This is a genomic window from Opitutus sp. (assembly GCA_024998815.1).
In the GTDB taxonomy this organism is placed as follows: Bacteria; Verrucomicrobiota; Verrucomicrobiia; order Opitutales; family Opitutaceae; genus Rariglobus.
Window position 1 is genome coordinate 1164828 of record JACEUQ010000001.1, and the last position, 16838, is coordinate 1181665.

Here is a 16838-nt window from a genome sequence, read left to right on the forward strand (position 1 = left end):
GATGAGTGGTGGATTAAGGCTTCACACAAAGGAGTGAATCAGCCGACTCACTCCAAGGTAACCAATGCGGCGCCTTCCTCGACCCCATCGCCAGCGTTCACCAAAATGGCGGACACTTTACCGGCCTTGGGCGCATACACGAAGGTGTTCATCTTCATCGCTTCCAAGGTCACCAGCTGGGTGCCCTCGGTTACGGTCTGGCCGACTTGGACGTCGACCGAAACCACCTTGCCCGAGAGCGGGCTCGGCACCGAACCCGCCCCGCCGGCAGCCGGTGCAGCGGCAGCGGGACGCGCGGCGGCCACCGGGGCTGACACCGACGCTGAGGTGATCACCGGTGCCGAATAAACGGGCACGGCGGATACGGGTGCATCGAGCATCTCAACGGAGACCTCGAAGGTTTTTCCATCCACGGTTACGCGGAGCTTTTTCATAAATTAGGTAAGTAAAAAATCAGGTTAGGGTCGTATTTTGGCGGATGCGTGGCGGAAAAGTAGCGCAGACTTCCAGTCTGCTCGGAGTAAATAAGCAGACTGGAAGTCTGCGCTACTCACAATCAGCAGGCTGGAAGCCTGCGCTACGCCGGTACGCGAGCGGATATAGTTTAACCATTTAGAGCGGGATGTTGCCGTGCTTCTTAGGCGGACGAGTCTCACGCTTCGACAAGGTATTACGCAGGGCCATGCCGACAACGGCACGGGTCTGGGCGGGCTCGATCACGTCGGTGATCATGCCTTTGCGCGCGGCGGCGAACGGCGAGGAGAACTTGGCACGGTACTCGGCGGCGAGTTCGGCCTCCTTGGCCTTCGGGTCGGCGGCGGCGGCGATCTCACGCTTGAACAGCACCTTGACGGCACCATCGGCACCCATGACGGCGATTTCGGCCGTGGGCCAAGCATAGACGGCATCGGCACGCATGTCGCTGCTGCACATGGCGAGGTACGCACCACCGTAGGCTTTGCGCATGATCACCGTGATCTTCGGCACAGTGGCGGAGGCGTAAGCGAACAGCATCTTGGCACCGTGACGAATGATACCGCCGCGCTCCTGGGCCAGACCGGGCATGAAACCGGGGATGTCCACCAAGGTGACCAACGGAATACTGTAAACGTTGCAGGTACGGATGAAGCGCGCGGCTTTGTCGGAGGAGTCGATGTCGAGCGTACCGGCTTTGACGCAGGGCTGGTTGGCGACGATGCCGCAAACGATGCCGTGGATGCGGGCGAACCCGATCACGATGTTCTTGGCCCAATCGCGCTGCACTTCGAGGAAATCGCCGTCGTCGACCAGGCGATTGATGACCGTCAAGACGTCGAACGGCGCTTTGGAATCGGCCGGAACCAGCTCGTTAAACACCAGATCGGGGGAGAGTTCGAGCTCGGCGGTGACCTTGTGCAGGGGATCGCCAGCGTTGTTGTTGGGCAAAAAGGAGAGCAACTTACGCGACAGCTCCAGGGCGTGCGCATCGGTCTCGGCGACAAAGTGAATGTTGCCGTTGACCGAGGCGTGCACGGCAGCGCTGCCGACCTCGTCCATGGTGACGGTCTGGCCGGTGGCGGACTTGATCACATCCGGGCCGCAAATAAACATCTGGGCGTTGGTCTTCGTCATGATGATGAAGTCCGTGAGCGCAGGGCTGTAGGCGGCACCACCAGCGCACGGGCCGGCAATGATCGAGATCTGGGGCACCAAGCCGGAAGCGAGCACGTTGTGGAAAAACACCTGGCCATAACCGGAGAGCGAATCATCGCCTTCCTGAATACGTGCGCCACCCGAGTCGTTGATGCCAAGGATGGGCATACCGACCTTCATTGCGTAATCCATCAGGTCGCAGATTTTCTTGGCGTGAATACGCCCAAGCGAACCACCGCAAACGGTGAAGTCCTGGCTGAAGGCGGCCACCGGGCGGCCGGCCACATAGCCCACACCGGTAATGACGCCGTCACCGGGGAAGGACTTATCCTCCAGGCCGAAGTCGTGACAGTCGTGATCAACGTGCATGCCCCACTCCATAAAAGTGTTGGCATCGAAGAGCGCGAGCAGGCGCTCGCGAGCGCCCATCAGCCCCTTGGCGTGGCGGGCTTCGAGTTTGTCGAGTCCGCCCGCTTCGTTGGCGATGCGGCGCTTTTCAGCGAGTTGGGTGAGGAAATGGGGAGCAATGGCCATGGTCGTGTTTCTCCAAAAAAGGTTAGTGAGCGGCTTCGGCGCCGGGCTTAACGGCGCAGAACTCGGTGAGCACTCCGCGGGTGGACTTGGGGTGCAGGAAGGCGACCAGTTTGCCCGCTGCGCCTTCAAAAGGTTCGGCGTGGATCAGGCGCACGCCGGTGTCGGCGGCCTGCTTGAGCTGGGCGGCGATGTCATCGGTGCGGAAGGCGATGTGGTGAATGCCCTCGCCTTTTTCCGCGATGAACTTGGCGATCGGGCTCTCGGGCGAGGTCGGCTCCAGCAACTCAATGTGCACGCCACCCGCGTCAAAAAACGCGGTGCGCACGCGCTGGGAGGCGACTTCCTCGCGACCTAAGCAGGTCAGGCCGAAGGATTTTTCGTAGAGCGGAATCGCTTCGTCGAGCGAACGGACTGCGATGCCGAGATGGTCGATGGATTGGATCATGGGAGGGAAAATGTTGAGTGGCGGCACTACTTTAACGAAATCACGGAAATTGACTGCGCGCATCTTGTCCTGCTGTGCGCATGCAGGGATTTTTTTACGCGCTAAAGCCGGCGGCGGCCAACAAACGCCGGGCTCCCTCCGGCGCGGGCAACTCGCCCGAACGCACTTGGGCATCGATCTCGGCGTGCAGGGGAAGGTGGCCGATTTTCTGCTCATAAGCCTCGCGCAGTCCCTCGGTAATCAGGGACTCGAGCCAGGCCTGCGCCTGGTCACGACGGCGGGCTTTAAAATCACCATAAGCACGGGCTTGGTTAAAAAACGCCTCCACGGTGGACCAGGTTTCGGCGATGCCTGCGCCCGTCATCGCTGAGCACGTTAAAACCTGCGGCTGCCACTGTCCGTCGGGCACTGCCAAGTAGTGCAGCGCCCGGCCGAACTCCATGCGCGCGGCCTCGGCGCGCGTCAGGTTGTCGCCGTCGGCTTTGTTCACCACGAGGATGTCGGCCAGCTCGATGATGCCTTTTTTGATACCCTGCAATTCGTCGCCCGCGCCGGCGATCATCAGCACCATAAAACAGTCGACCATGCCGCGCACCAGCACCTCGCTCTGCCCCACCCCGACCGTCTCCACAATCACCACATCGAAGCCGGCCGCCTCACACAGCACGATTGATTCACGCGTGCGGCGGGCAACCCCTCCAAGCTCACATTCGCTGGGCGAGGGGCGGATAAACGCAGTTGCACACCGCGAGAGTTTTTCCATGCGCGTCTTGTCGCCCAAAATACTGCCATGGGTGATCGGACTGCTGGGGTCGACGGAGAGCACCGCCAAGCGTAAGCCCGACTCGCATAAGCGCACGCCGAGCGCATCAATAAACGTGCTTTTTCCCGCGCCCGGTGCACCGGTGATTCCGACCCGCATCGCCCCGCCCGCCAAGGGCGTCAGTATCTTCAAAAGCTCGTCGGCCAACACGCGGTGGGCGGCTGCATGGCTCTCGATGAGCGTGATGCCGCGCGCCAACGCCCCGCGGTCGCCCGCACGAATCGCGGCGGCCAACACCTCCGGCTTATCCACGGGGCGGCGGCGAAGCGGGGTGGACAGCGGCGCGGGCATGACCTGGCCGGCTACGACATGCGTCGTAAATTCCCGGCCGGCATCAGGCGGCACCCAATCAGGGCGGCAATCTTGTGGGTTCATCACAACGCTTAAGCGGTTTTTAAGGGTGAGCCGTAGCCGAAAAAGTAGCGCAGACTTCCAGTCTGCTCCGAAAAAAAACCAGCAGGCTGGAAGCCTGCGCTACGTCAGAACAGCAGGCTGGAAGCCTGCGCTACGTCAGAACAGCAGGCTGGAAGCCTGCGCTACTTTTTCGCTACTTCAGGCAAATATCGGCATGGATGATTTCCGTCCGCTTAGACCTCCAACTGCGCGGTCAGCTTTTCCAGTACGATGGTGGCCGAACGCGGTACGGGCGTACCCGGGCCGAACACGGCAGCCGCACCGTTGGCGTAAAGGAACGCGTAGTCCTGCGCCGGAATCACGCCACCGGTCACCACCATAATGTCGTCGCGACCCAGCGCCTTCAGCTCGGCGATCAACTGGGGCAGCAGGGTCTTGTGACCACCGGCAAGCGAACTCATGGCGACGACATGCACGTCGTTTTCAACCGCATCCCGTGCGGCCTCGGCAGGTGTCTGGAACAGCGGCCCGATATCCACGTCGAAACCCATGTCGGCCATGGCGGTGGCCACCACCTTGGCACCCCGGTCGTGGCCGTCCTGGCCCAGCTTGGCGACGAGGATACGTGGGCGACGGCCTTCGCGAGCGGCGAAGTCATCGGCCAACTCGCGCACCTTCGTGACCTCGGACTGGCCCTCGGAATAAGCGCGGTTGTACACGCCCGAGCAGGTGCGGATCTGCGCCTGATAACGGCCATAAACCGCCTCCAGCGCGTCGGAGATTTCGCCCAACGTGGCGCGGGCCTGAGCGGCCTCGATGCTCAGGGCGAGCAGGTTGCCTTCGCCGGACTTGGCGGCGGCGGTGAGCGCGGCCAGGCAGCGAGCCACGGCGGCGCTGTCGCGCTTGGCCTTGAGCTCCTCCAGCTGCTTGATCTGAGCGATGCGCACAACGGAGTTGTCCACCTCCAGAATCTCCATCGGAGCTTCCTGTTCGAGGCGGTGTTTGTTGACGCCCACAATCGTCTCCTGGCCGGAGTCGATCATCGCCTGACGGCGGGCGGCGGCTTCCTCGATGCGCAGCTTGGGCAAGCCCGTCTCGATGGCCTTGGCCATGCCGCCGAGTTTTTCAACTTCCTCGATGTGCGCCCAAGCCTTTTCGACGAGATCGGCGGTGAGCTTTTCGACGTAGTAGCTGCCGCCCCACGGATCGACCACGTTGCAGATGCCCGACTCGGCCTGCAGAAACAGCTGGGTGTTACGGGCGATGCGTGCCGAGAAATCAGTGGGCAACGCAATGGCTTCGTCGAGCGAGTTGGTGTGCAAACTCTGGGTGTGGCCCAAGGTGGCTGCCATGGCCTCGACGCAGGTGCGGGCGATGTTGTTGAACGGATCCTGCTCGGTGAGCGACCAACCCGAGGTCTGCGAATGCGTGCGCAGCGCCATGGACTTGGCGTTCTTGGGGTTGAACTGCTTGACCATCTTGGCCCAGAGCAGACGACCGGCGCGCATCTTGGCGACCTCCATGAACAGGTTTTTACCCTGCGCCCAGAAGAACGAAAGGCGCGGCGCAAAGGCGTCGATGTCGATGCCGGCCTTGATGCCGGTACGCAGGTATTCGAGACCGTCGGCCAGGGTGTAGGCCAACTCCAGGTCGGCGGTGGCGCCGGCCTCCTGCATGTGATAACCCGAGATCGAAATGGAGTTGAACTTGGGCATCTTCTTCGAGGTGAACTCGAAGATGTCGGCGATGATCCGCATCGAGGGCAGCGGCGGATAGATGTAGGTGTTGCGCACCATGTATTCCTTCAAGATGTCGTTCTGGATCGTGCCCGCGAGCTGCTCCAGTTTCACGCCCTGTTCGAGCGCGGCGACGATGTAGAAGGCCAGCACGGGAAGAACCGCGCCGTTCATCGTCATGGACACGCTGATACGATCGAGCGGGATGCCGGCGAAGAGCGCCTGCATGTCGACCACCGAGTCGACGGCGACACCGGCCTTGCCGACGTCACCAACGACGCGCGGGTGATCGCTGTCGTAGCCACGGTGGGTGGCCAAGTCGAAGGCGACCGACAAGCCCATCTGGCCGGCGGCGAGATTGCGCTTGTAGAAGGCGTTGGACTCGGTGGCGGTGGAGAAGCCCGCGTACTGGCGGATCGTCCAGGGTTTGAGCACATACATGGTCGCGTAGGGACCACGCAGGTACGGGGCGATGCCGGCGGTGAAACCGAGGTGGTCAACGGCGCGCAAATCGCCGGGGCCGTAAACCGGCTTGAGCGGGATCTGCTCGATGGTTTTCCAGTCGGCGAGCGCCTTGGCGCCGGCCGCCGTGCTGGCAGCGCTCGCCCATTCGGCGGCAGTGCGAACAGCGGGCGCGGCGGGATCGAAAGCAAGTTTTGTGTAATCAGGGAAGTTCATGGCGTGTGTATGGGTCGGTCGGTCGATCGCTCAGAGGCCGAGTTTGTCGATGAAACCGGCGAGGACTTTCGCGCAGTTGGCTCGCACGTGGATGAATTCATCGACACCGGCTTCGGTGAATTTTTTCTGTAACTCGGGCGTGGCGGGCATGCCTGCGAGCACAACCAGCGGCGGATTCACAGAGGTTTTTAATAACTGAACGGTGGCCGGAACCAGTGCCGGGTAGGTGTCGTCGGTCGAGCACAGCACGACCACACGGGCACCCGAGTCGAGTGCGGCCTGCGCTGCGGCTTCGGGGGTTTCGGAGCTCTTGCCCGAGACGGCCTCAAAGCCGCCTGCGGCGAAGAAGCCGGCCGAGAACTCGGCGCGGGGCGCGTGCTGTTTGCGCGGGCCAAAGGTGGCCAAAAACACCTGCGGGCGCACACCGGTTGCGGTGAGGGCGGCCTCGGTGCGGCGGCGCAGTGCCTCGAAGGCCTCGGCGCGGCGGCGCGGGACAAGGCGCTTAACCGTGATCGAACCCTCTACGGCGACGGCCGGGGCTTTTTTGCAGCACCCGCAGGTGCCCGAGGCGCAGGCCTCGGCGGCGGGCAACTTCTCGCGCAGGTTCGGGTGCAAGTTGGTGCCGATGATGGCATCGCGCCGCGTCTCGACGGCGTTCATCTTCTCAGTGGCGGTCTTCTCGACGAGCGACTGCGGATAACCGGCGGTGAGCGCGGCGGCCAGGCCGCCTTTGCCCTCGATATCCTGGAACAGCGCCCAGGCCTTGGCGGCGAGCTCGTTGGTGAGCGTTTCCACATAGTAGGAGCCGCCGGCCGGATCGACCACGCGACCGAGGTGGCACTCTTCGTCGAGGATGATCTGGATGTTGCGAGCCAGACGGCGCGAGAAGTCGTCGCCGGGGCGAATGACTTCGTCGAAGGTACCGACCTGCAAGCCAGCGCAACCGCCCACGATGCCAGCGAAGGCCTCGGTGGTGGTGCGCAGGAGATTGGCGTGCTGGTCGAGCACGGTTTTGTTCCAGCGCGTGGTGCGACCATGGCAGACGAGGCGCTGGGCGGCGGCGGCACCACCGGCAGCCTCGACAGCGCGTGCCCACAGCAGGCGAGCGGCGCGCAGCTTGGCAATTTCCATGAACAGGTTGGAACCGAGCGCGTAGGTGAACAAGAAGCGCGGCGCGGCCTGGTCGGCGGTGAGCCCGCGTGCATTCAGCGCACGCAAGTATTCAACGCCACTGGCCAAACCGAAGGCGAGCTCCTGCACCGCATTGGCACCGGCCTCAGCCCAGAGTGCGGCATTGACGCCAACGGTGCGCAACGCGAGCCCGTCGGTGCGGACCTTGAGTTCGAGCTGAGCCATCTCGTCGTAGGCTTTTTCTAGCGAGACAGGCAAGGTGCCAGCGTTGACCAGTTCGCCGAGGGGATCAGCTAAAATGGCGCCGTGCAGATCGGTCGCGGGCCGCCCCTGAATTTTTAGCCAAGCTGTGAGCAACGCGGTCACCGCACCTGCGGCGACACCCGCGTGCGCAAACACCGGCACGGCAGACAAGTCCACCCCGCGCAGAGCACGATCGACGTCGTTGACACTCGTCAGCGCCAGACCGCGCTCGGTAGGCAGGCCCGCTTTGACCGGATCGAGACCGAGGCGCACGGCGGGTTGCAGCGGCAGGCTGACGGCGTTTTGCCCACATTTAAGATCGCTGAGAAGCGCGGCGTTAAACGCAGTCGCATCCGTGCCATCCGCTTCCTGGCAAATGGACCAGCCCTGGGCGCGTTGACCAAGCGGGTCGCTACCGCGGGTGTAGGGCGGCAAACCCGGCCAGCTCTCGGGCAGCGTGGCGGTGTCTTCGCGAGTGTAGATCGGGCGCAGGTCGATGCCTTCGTAGGTGCGCGTGATCAGTTTTTTCTCAAACGGCGCCCCGTCGAGAGACTCCTCGGCGGCCTTGCGCCAATCGGCGGGAGTGGCGGCCGCGAAATCGGCGAATAACGAGGTGGGCTTGGTGGTGATTGGGCTAGCGGTGGCGGTGGTACTCATGGCGATGCGGAACAAGGACTCAGTTCAAGATTTCAACCGTGGCGTCGTAACGGCGCTCATTCACGGTGAGGGAGTAACGCGCGGTTTTGCCGGCTGGGACAGCGAAGGGCGGCTTAGACCCGGCGGCGGCGGGCGCGCTCACGGCAGCGGCCGGTTTGGCGGCGGCCGGAGCTGCCGAGGTGACCGCCACCGGCGCAGTGGCGGCGGCAGCGGGCTTGGGCTTATAGAACGCCTCGGTCTCACGCGGGAACATCGCGAACAACACCGCGTTTTCGTCGGTGGGGGCGAGGCCCTTGGCGGTGAGTTCCTCGCGAAGCTTGGGCATGCGCGGGGCGAGCAGATCGGCAGGACGGCAGGTTACCGTGTCCTGGCCGGATTGTTTGCGGGCGAGGGCCAGCACTTCGGGGCTGACGACGCCCGGAGGACGGCCGTATTTGCCCAAGGCGATGTCGATGGAGGCCTGGGCGAGGTTCTTCCAACGGCCGAACTTAACGTTGAGCATGGCTTGCGTGCCCACGATCTGCGAGGTGGGCGTGACCAGCGGAATCCAACCGAGCGCCTCACGCACGACCGGAATCTCGGCCATCACCTCGTTAAAACGATCAGTCATCTTCATCTCGACGAGCTGGGTGCGGAAGTTGCTCAACATGCCGCCGGGCACCTGGTAACAGAGCGCATCGCTGTCGACGCGGTCGTTGGCGGGGCTCATGAACTTGGACAGTTCGCCGGCGACGCCCTCGAAGTATTGGCGCAGCTCGAAGAGCACCCGGGGGCTGTACAAGCAGGCGCGGGGGTGGCCGGCCAAAGCGGCCTGCATACGCACGGTGTCGGGCTGACCGGTACCGTTGGCAAAAGGCGTGATCGAGGTGTCCACCGAGTCCGCGCCGGCATCGATCGCCGCCATATAGGAGGCGAGCGCCAAACCGGCAGTCTCGTGACTGTGGACGACCACCGGGATGTTGTGGCGGGACTTGATGGCTTTAACCAAATCGTAGGCGATACGCGGGCTCAGCAGACCAGCCATGTCTTTGATGCAGATGGAGTCGCATTCCATCGCAACGAGTTCGTCGGCCAGCGCCGTCAGGTTGTCGGGGGTGTGTACCGGGCTGGTGGTGTAACAGATGGCGCCCTGCGCGTGTTTGCCGGCGGCCTTCACGGTGCGCACGGCGGTGAGCAGGTTACGAGAATCGTTGAGGGCGTCAAAAACCCGGAAAATGTCCATGCCGTGCTTGGCCGAGCAGCGCACGAAAGCCTCGACCACGTCGTCTGGGAAGCTGGTGTATTGCACGATGTTTTGACCGCGCAGCAGCATGCTATGCGGGGTGCGCGGCGCGGCAGCCTTAAGCGCGTCGAGGCGGTCGAAGGGGTTCTCGTTAAGATAACGCAGGCACGAATCAATCGTGGCCCCACCCCAGGTTTCCAGAGCGCCGAAGCCTAGGCCGTCGAGCGTGGGCGCGACGGGCAACATCTGAGCAGTGGTCATGCGCGTGGCGGCGAGGGACTGGTGTCCGTCGCGCAGCACGGTGTTGTTAAATACGATAGGTTTCATGAGAGAAATTGACCTGAAGTTCGTGTAGCGGTGACTGGGTATTTAGCGGGGTGTGAGCCCACCAAAATCCAGCCGCGAAGAACCTAGTCGGTTTCCGCCCCGCCCTCTCCGTGCATTTTGTTGAGCGCTGCGCATCACTTGGCGCGAAGGCCTTGGAAAATGTGTAAAAACGCACAAAAAGCGCAGGATTTACGCTGAAATGAGGTTTGCCTCGGTGCGGCGCTCGGCCAGCCCTAATGCCCTATGAATCTGTTGGTCACCAACGACGACGGCATCGACAGCCCCTTCCTCCACGCCCTCACCCACGCGCTGCGCGCCGAAGGCCACACACTCTACGTCGCCGCGCCCAAAACAGAGCAAAGCTGGATCGGTTGCGCCAAGTCCCGCCTGCGCCCCGTTGCTTCCGCCTTGTCGTCGCGCGACCTCGGCTGCCACGCCTGGACGATCGACGGCACGCCCAGCGATTGCGTCAGCATCGCGCTGGCGCACCTGCTACCCAGCGAAGTGAAAATCGACGCGGTGGTCGCGGGCATCAACATCGGCCGCAACGCCTCCCTCGGCTTTATTCTGGCCAGCGGCACGATTGCCGGAGCCTGGGAAGGGGCGGTGCACGGGTTGCCTGCAATCGCCTTTTCCCAAGACCTCACGTCCGCCCAGTTTGAGGCCCTGCGCGCGTCGGGCCACCACGTCAGCGCCGAGTTACAACACACCCTCGACGCCTCGGCCCGCCACGCCGCCCGACTCGTTCCCGAACTGGTGGCCGCCACGCCCGCACGCCGCTTTATCGTCCACAACGTCAACTTCCCCACCCCGTGCACTGCGACGACTCCGCTACGCCGCACCGTGCCCGCCCGGGTGATCGTGCCGGGCTTGTTTGGCCCGGCCGACGACGACGGCACCCACCGCTTTATTTTCAAACTAGGCGAAGATATCTCGCCGGCCGGGCCCCTCACCGACCGCGCCGCGATCGAGAGCGGTTTGATTAGCCATACGGTGCTCGACTACTCGGCACTAGGGGAAGACCCCAGGTGAAATGAAGGTGGCGCCGGTTGACGCAAGTGCCCGAGGGATTTCGTTACTGGAGATGAAAACCCCTATTACCCCAATCACCGCTCCGCTTGCAGCCGGACTACTGGTCTTCTCGTTGTTAGGCTCGTTACCCTTTAGTGGCTGTCGTAGCACGCCAGCCAAGAGCAACCAGGCCGAGATTAATAAAGCGGCATCCATGACCCAGCTCCGTGACGATTTACGCGCCACCCGAGCCTCGCTCAACCGCACCACCGAGGCCCTGAACCGCATCCAAGCCGCCCCCAACGCACTTGGCGAATACAACAATTATTCTAAGGAGCTGAATGTCTTGCAGAAGCATTCGGCCAATTCGCTCATCAACGCAAATAACGTGCGCGAGACCGGCGCTACCTTTTTCTCCTACTGGGAACAGGAAACCCAATCCATCCAGGTCGCCGAAGTGCGTGAAATCGCCGATCAGCGCCGCACCTCGGTGCAATCGTCTTTTAACGCCCTGAGCACCCCCTTGGCAGCCGCACGCACGCGTTTAACCGAGGTCACCACCATGCTCACCGACCTACGCAAGGCGCTCTCCCTCGACCTCACGGCGGCAGGCATCTCATCACTGCGCAAACAGACCGAAAAGGCTACGGCTCAGTCGGCGGAACTCGCCACCTCGCTCGATAGCCTCGCCACCGAAGTCGACAAAATCGCCAACGCGCTACCCCGCCCGGCGCCCGCTGCGGCCAAGTAGGCGGGCCCACCCTGTTCGCATCCCGCGTCCAGTCCCTGAGCGCACGCTCAGGGCCATGGAGTTTGGCCTCTGACTAGTCGAACGCAGATCAGCCGAATCCTTGAGCTCACGCTCAAGGCCACACTCTTCGCGAACACACTCCTTGTGGCCTTGAGCGTGAGCTCAAGGAGGGCGGGCCCCAATGGCCCGTTGGACCTGGGGTGCTTCCGCTCAACCCGTTCGCGGCCCTGAACCGAGAATGAGCCCAATAGACTGACCGTCTCACACAATCCCCTTTGCGTCCGGCCGACTTTGCGTTTCTTTGAGCGGCCCTTCGCAACCATGATCGCAGTCCGTAATCTCACCCGCGTTTTCCGCACCTACAAAAAACAGCCCGGATTCTGGGGTGGCGTTAAAGGCCTGCTCAAGCGCCAGTACGAAGAGACGGCTGCCGCCCGCGACATCAGTTTCGACATCGAGGAAGGCGAGTTCGTGGGCTTTATCGGCCCCAACGGCGCGGGTAAAACCACGACGTTAAAAATGCTCTCCGGCCTGATTTATCCGACCAGTGGCACGGCACGCGTCGCCGGCTTCGACCCCACCAAACGCGAGAACGCCTACCGCCGGCTCTTTGCGTTGGTTCTGGGCCAGAAAAACCAACTCTGGTGGGATCTGCCCGCGCAGGAATCGTTTCTGCTCCTGCGGCACATCTACGGCATCCCGGCCCAGCAATACCAGACCACCCTCGATGAGCTGGTCGATCTGCTCGACGTACGGGCCAAGCTCAACGTCATGGTGCGCGAGCTTTCTCTGGGCGAACGCATGAAAATGGAGCTCATCGCCGCCCTACTCCACCGCCCTCGAGTCCTGTTTCTCGACGAACCCACGATTGGGCTAGATGTGATTTCCCAAAAAGCCGTGCGCTCGTTCCTGCGCGACTACAACCGCAAGTACAAGGTGACGATCCTGCTCACCAGCCACTACATGGCGGACATCAAAGAGCTCTGCGAACGCGTGATCGTTATCCACAAAGGAGCGAAGATCTACGACGGTGCGCTTAAGCAGCTCGAATCGACCTCCGGAACGCGCAAAAAAATCATCACCTTTCTACCCGAGCCCGGCCCGGCGTTCCCAGCCAACTGGCAGTCCAGTCACGGTGAAACCTCCTATGACAGTACCGCCGGTAAGTTCACCGTACGCGTGCCCAGTGAAAACCTCGTCGCCGTGGCCCAGGAAATCCTCACAGCCGGTCCCGTGGCGGACATCTCCATTGAAGACGTGCCGCTCGAAGACGTGATCGCCGAGCTGTTCAAAGCCCAGTAAACTCGCCTCCGGATGTGGCCTTGAGCGTGAGCTCAAGGTTTTAATCACGCCGCACCTTGCACGCGAATGAGTCTAAACGCCCCCACCCCGTAAACGCTCATCCCCAGCCCACCGCACCGGGCTCAGGCCGTTCCTTGACGACTCCGCTCTGCCCCGCACGCTCGGCCGCGTGACTGAGTCCCTACTGATTACCTTCCTCGGCGCCATCCTCGGCGCCTCGGCCGCTTGGCTTTTCCTAAAAACCCAACTCGGCGAACGCCTGCGCTCCCGCGAGACCGAACTCGCCCGGCTTTCAGCCGCCCTCAGCGCCACCGAAACCGAACGCTCCAAGCTCCAAGCTCTTAGCTCCCAACTTGACTCCACGCTCGCAGCCGAGCGCGCCGCCACAGTCGAAAAACTCGCCGCCGGCGAACAACGCCTCGCCGAACGTGACGCCCTCGCCGCCCGTTACCTTGCCGACGCCGAAAAACTCCGCGCCACCCTGCAAACCGAGTTCCAAGCCGTCGCCGCCAAAATCCTTGAAGAAAAAACCGCCCGCTTCACCGATCACAATAAAACCCAGGTCGAATCCCTACTTCATCCCCTGCGCCAACAACTCACCGATTTTCGCCAGCGCGTGGACACCGTTTACAAAACCGAGAGCGACGACCGCGCCGCTCTCAAGGCCCAGATCGAACAACTGCGCCAACTCAACACCCACATCACCGCCGAGGCCCATGCCCTCACCACCGCCTTAAAAGGCCAGTCGCAGGCCCGCGGCGCTTGGGGCGAACTCATCCTCGAGCGCCTGCTCACCTCAGCAGGCCTGATTAACGGCCAGGATTACCTAACCCAGGAATCCCTCACCACCGACGACGGCCGCCGCCTGCGTCCCGATGTGATCCTTCGCCTGCCCGATGCCCGCCACCTGATAATCGACTCGAAAGTCTCCCTCATCGCTTACGAGCGCGCGGTTAACGCCCCCGACGACTCAGTCCGCCTCGCCGCCACCACCGAGCACGCGCGCGCCGTGCGCACCCATGTCGACCAGCTCAGCGCCAAACGTTACGAGGACACCGGCAAACTGATTACCCCCGATTACGTGCTCATGTTTGTCCCGCTCGAACCCGCCTTCACCCTCGCGCTCGAAACCGATCTGGCGCTCTACGAATGGGCCTTCGATCGCCGCGTCATCCTCTGCACCGCACCCACGTTATTGGTCACCCTGAAAACCGTGGCCACCTTGTGGAAACAAGATCGGCAGACGAAAAACGTGCAAGCCATCGCCGATCGTGGCGGCGCGCTCTACGACAAATTCGCCGGACTGTTTGACGACCTCGAAACCATCGGATTGCAGCTTGGTAAAACGCGCGAAAGTTACGACGCCGCCATGAACAAACTCAAAACCGGCAAGGGCAACCTGCTCGCCCAAGTCGAAGACCTCAAAAAACTCGGAGCCAAGGCAAAAAAAAGCCTGCCCGCCCCCACCCTCGAAGAACTCACATGAACCTCCACGGCAACTGGCGCCCCGTGCGCGCCGAACTCGACGGCCAAGAAGCCCCCGCCATGGCGCTTGATCGCATGGAACTCATTATCACCGAGCAAAGCTACGTGGTGCGCTTTGCCGACGAAGTCCACGACCGCGGCGTGTGGAGCGTCACCGAATCCACCCTGACGCTGACCTGCCAACACGGCGCGAACGACGGCAGACAGATTCCCGCAATTTACCAACTTGCCGGCGAACGCCTACGGGTCTGTTACGGACTCGATAACAACGTGCCCGTCGAATTCAAAACCAGCGCCAACAGCCAACGCTACCTGGTGACCTATCGACGCCTGTCGGGTACTTAACCACTTTATAAACAAGGACATTAGGTCGAAAAGCAAACCGACGAAGGACACCCAATAGTTCCTCATTCCGTTGTTGCTAAAGGGTTTCAACCTAAATCCGGCAATAGAAAGTGCGGCCGGCGGGCGTTGCCCGTCGGATAGATGAGGGTGGAGAGTGCTGCGGCAGGCTGAACGGAAGCGCGATCAGCTTGGGGCGGTGGCCATAGGCGGTTCAGGGCCGAGTACAGGGAAGTTTTCCTGTAAAATCCTCGCTACGATTTGCCCCCAGCGCTGGGCGACACTCCATTGCTCCGCATTATGAAGGATACCATGTAACCATCTGGCCAGCTTTGTGATGAGTTCACTCAGGCGAGGTGCCTCGGCATGGCTCAAGCGCACGTCCAGGCGGCGTTGACCGGAGTGTTCGCTCTGCCGGGTCGCTCCGCAGAGCAGACGGGGACGTGTACTCACCGCCTCGTGGTGCTGACCGGGTTGAAGCAGGCGGTGATAGAGCGTCCACCAGTTGTAAACCAGTGCGGCCAAACGCGCGGCGTGCTGACAGGAGTTTAGCTCCTGGGAGGTAAACCCCGACCAGCTCCACTGGTTCTTGAGCTCGTCGAAGGGGTTTTCCGCGCCCCCACGTTCCCGATACAGGGTGGCAAGGGTAAGGATCTCGTAGGGCAGGCTCGTAACGAGGATCTGATGTTCGTAGATGATCGGCTCGCAGGCGGCCGCGTCGGGGATGTTCAGCAGCAAAGCGTGGTCGGCTTGCTCGCGCACGAGGCGGCGGCGGGCCCGGGGGTGGCGTTGGTCGTTGAGGCGACGGCGCAAGACCACCACACGTCGGGCCCGGTTCCAGCCTTGCAGGCGCAGGCAGCTTTCGCAGCCCTGCCAGCCTTGTCCGGCGTCGGTCCAAGCGGTGGTGGTGGTGCGTTCAAGCGCGGCCACCAGCTCGCGGGCCTTGGCGGTGCGGCGCAGTTTGAACAAATAGTTGAGTTTACGCGCTTCAGCTTCACTGAGCAGCGCCTCCTGGCCATAGGCGCAGTCACCGCGCAAAAGATGGGGCCGGCGCTCGGCTGGCAGTCGGTCGATGAGCGCCCACAGCCCCGCAAAACCATGTCCGGCGGCGGATTGATCGCCGGGGTGCACCTCCACGTCCAGACACAGGCGCAAGGTGGCGATCCAGTAGGTGTGGTAGGCGTGGCTGGGGCGTCCGGGCTTTTGCGGGTTATAGCCGATGCTGGCACCTTCCTGACGTCCATAGATGGGCTTGATGGTGACATCGATGTCGAGGATCCACTGGTTATCCAAAAACCCATGACAGGTTTGGTCGAGGTGACGCCGCAACCAGTCCTGCCCCTGCTCGGCACCGATGCGAGCCAGCGCCCGGCGCACACAATCCTCGCTGACAATCGACTTAAGTCCGAGCAGGCTCGGGGCAATGTCGTCGCCGCGCAGGGCCGCGAGGTGCGCGTAGCGATAGTGCCCGGAGAGCATCCCCAAAAGCAGGGTTCCAATCACGTCGCGAGGGCGGTGTGCGCGGTTGCTGCTGTAACAAAGCGGCGTGTCCGCAACCAGTGCCTCGAAGCCTCCTGTCGCACACAAGTACTGCGTGAAAAACACCAGTGCCCCCAAGGGGCTCACCGGCAACTCTGGGGCGAACTGCGCACGAAAACGTCCTCCGGGTGTATCCACAATCAACACCTCGGCGGCATCGCTTGGCGTTGCCTTGTGATCAGGGTTTTCTGACTCACCCTCGGGGTGAGCTTTTTCCGGCGGTAAAAACGGCGGCATATGACAGCCAAACAATCACCTGCGTGATTTTTGGCTAGTTTCTATTGCCGGATTTAGGTTCAACTACTTACTGAGCGCACGTCTTAGCCTATTTCTCAATGGATCCAAGGGCCCAAGGGCGTTTAGGTCCGTACCGTTCTGTGCCCGTTGTGCAGGGGGAACTTCTCCTGACCTTACTCGGAGTGGCAGGAATGCATACTGCGACCATCAAAACCTAAATTCCTGTACCAACAAATAAACCCAATTAAACATTTAGCGGTTTTCATCGGTAAATCCGAAAGGTGGTTTCTCTTAAACTACGAGTTACAGAACTCCCGATTTTTTATATAACCTATGCCGACTGTTCGGTTGGTTCATTAATTACACATCTAACAGACTAAAAGGAAATC

The 16838-nt window shown here is 62.0% G+C and carries 13 protein-coding genes; 5 read left to right on the plus strand and 8 right to left on the minus strand.

Annotated elements, in window-relative coordinates:
• Positions 1-47: 47 nt before the first annotated feature.
• From H2170_05015 to H2170_05045, 7 genes are all read right to left on the minus strand, one after another.
• Complete coding sequence (locus H2170_05015) at positions 48-434, minus strand: acetyl-CoA carboxylase biotin carboxyl carrier protein subunit (GenBank protein ID MCS6299446.1); 387 nt, start codon at positions 432-434, stop codon at positions 48-50.
• A gap of 178 nt (positions 435-612) precedes the next feature.
• Positions 613-2166 carry an acyl-CoA carboxylase subunit beta gene (locus H2170_05020; GenBank protein MCS6299447.1) on the minus strand — a complete coding sequence of 518 codons (1554 nt, stop codon included), beginning with the start codon at positions 2164-2166 and terminating at the stop codon, positions 613-615.
• A 22-nt stretch (positions 2167-2188) separates the two neighbouring features.
• Positions 2189-2611 (minus strand): methylmalonyl-CoA epimerase, encoded by a 423-nt coding sequence (gene mce / locus H2170_05025; GenBank protein ID MCS6299448.1) that lies wholly within the window; start codon positions 2609-2611, stop codon positions 2189-2191.
• 94 nt (positions 2612-2705) lie between these two features.
• On the minus strand, positions 2706-3809 hold the full coding sequence (meaB, locus tag H2170_05030; GenBank protein ID MCS6299449.1) for a methylmalonyl Co-A mutase-associated GTPase MeaB: 1104 nt from the start codon (positions 3807-3809) through the stop codon (positions 2706-2708).
• 212 nt (positions 3810-4021) lie between these two features.
• Positions 4022-6202, minus strand: coding sequence for a methylmalonyl-CoA mutase (gene scpA, locus H2170_05035; protein ID MCS6299450.1), 2181 nt, complete (start codon positions 6200-6202; stop codon positions 4022-4024).
• A gap of 30 nt (positions 6203-6232) precedes the next feature.
• Complete coding sequence (locus H2170_05040) at positions 6233-8206, minus strand: acyl-CoA mutase large subunit family protein (protein ID MCS6299451.1); 1974 nt, start codon at positions 8204-8206, stop codon at positions 6233-6235.
• Positions 8207-8252: 46 nt separating this feature from the next.
• On the minus strand, positions 8253-9782 hold the full coding sequence (locus tag H2170_05045) for a pyruvate carboxylase subunit B (GenBank protein ID MCS6299452.1): 1530 nt from the start codon (positions 9780-9782) through the stop codon (positions 8253-8255).
• 243 nt (positions 9783-10025) lie between these two features.
• Between H2170_05045 and surE the strand changes: the two genes are divergently transcribed.
• The 5 genes from surE to H2170_05070 all read left to right on the plus strand — a co-directional run bounded on the left by surE (position 10026) and on the right by H2170_05070 (position 14676).
• Positions 10026-10814: a 5'/3'-nucleotidase SurE gene (gene surE / locus H2170_05050; protein ID MCS6299453.1), complete on the plus strand. Its 789-nt coding sequence runs from the start codon at positions 10026-10028 to the stop codon at positions 10812-10814.
• A 52-nt stretch (positions 10815-10866) separates the two neighbouring features.
• Positions 10867-11544, plus strand: coding sequence for a DUF2959 family protein (locus H2170_05055; protein ID MCS6299454.1), 678 nt, complete (start codon positions 10867-10869; stop codon positions 11542-11544).
• A gap of 321 nt (positions 11545-11865) precedes the next feature.
• Positions 11866-12846, plus strand: a complete 981-nt coding sequence (locus H2170_05060) for an ABC transporter ATP-binding protein (GenBank protein ID MCS6299455.1) — start codon at positions 11866-11868, stop codon at positions 12844-12846.
• A gap of 169 nt (positions 12847-13015) precedes the next feature.
• Positions 13016-14332, plus strand: coding sequence for a DNA recombination protein RmuC (gene rmuC / locus H2170_05065; GenBank protein ID MCS6299456.1), 1317 nt, complete (start codon positions 13016-13018; stop codon positions 14330-14332).
• Complete coding sequence (locus H2170_05070) at positions 14329-14676, plus strand: TIGR03067 domain-containing protein (GenBank protein ID MCS6299457.1); 348 nt, start codon at positions 14329-14331, stop codon at positions 14674-14676. Before rmuC ends, H2170_05070 begins: the two co-directional genes overlap by 4 nt.
• 183 nt (positions 14677-14859) lie before the next feature.
• On the opposite strand, the gene H2170_05075 is transcribed toward H2170_05070, so the two are convergent.
• Positions 14860-16449 (minus strand): transposase, encoded by a 1590-nt coding sequence (locus H2170_05075; GenBank protein MCS6299458.1) that lies wholly within the window; start codon positions 16447-16449, stop codon positions 14860-14862.
• Positions 16450-16838: the final 389 nt, after the last annotated feature.

Bases quoted from the DNA above. Each gene is read 5' to 3' on its own strand.
- H2170_05020 (MCS6299447.1), bottom strand. From the start codon at position 2,166: ATGGCCATTGCTCCCCATTTCCTCACCCAACTCGCTGAAAAGCGCCGC.
- scpA (MCS6299450.1), bottom strand. From the start codon at position 6,202: ATGAACTTCCCTGATTACACAAAACTTGCTTTCGATCCCGCCGCGCCC.
- H2170_05015 (MCS6299446.1), bottom strand. From the start codon at position 434: ATGAAAAAGCTCCGCGTAACCGTGGATGGAAAAACCTTCGAGGTCTCC.
- surE (MCS6299453.1), top strand. From the start codon at position 10,026: ATGAATCTGTTGGTCACCAACGACGACGGCATCGACAGCCCCTTCCTC.
- H2170_05070 (MCS6299457.1), top strand. From the start codon at position 14,329: ATGAACCTCCACGGCAACTGGCGCCCCGTGCGCGCCGAACTCGACGGC.
- meaB (MCS6299449.1), bottom strand. From the start codon at position 3,809: ATGAACCCACAAGATTGCCGCCCTGATTGGGTGCCGCCTGATGCCGGC.
- H2170_05075 (MCS6299458.1), bottom strand. From the start codon at position 16,449: ATGCCGCCGTTTTTACCGCCGGAAAAAGCTCACCCCGAGGGTGAGTCA.
- H2170_05055 (MCS6299454.1), top strand. From the start codon at position 10,867: ATGAAAACCCCTATTACCCCAATCACCGCTCCGCTTGCAGCCGGACTA.
- H2170_05045 (MCS6299452.1), bottom strand. From the start codon at position 9,782: ATGAAACCTATCGTATTTAACAACACCGTGCTGCGCGACGGACACCAG.
- H2170_05060 (MCS6299455.1), top strand. From the start codon at position 11,866: ATGATCGCAGTCCGTAATCTCACCCGCGTTTTCCGCACCTACAAAAAA.
- mce (MCS6299448.1), bottom strand. From the start codon at position 2,611: ATGATCCAATCCATCGACCATCTCGGCATCGCAGTCCGTTCGCTCGAC.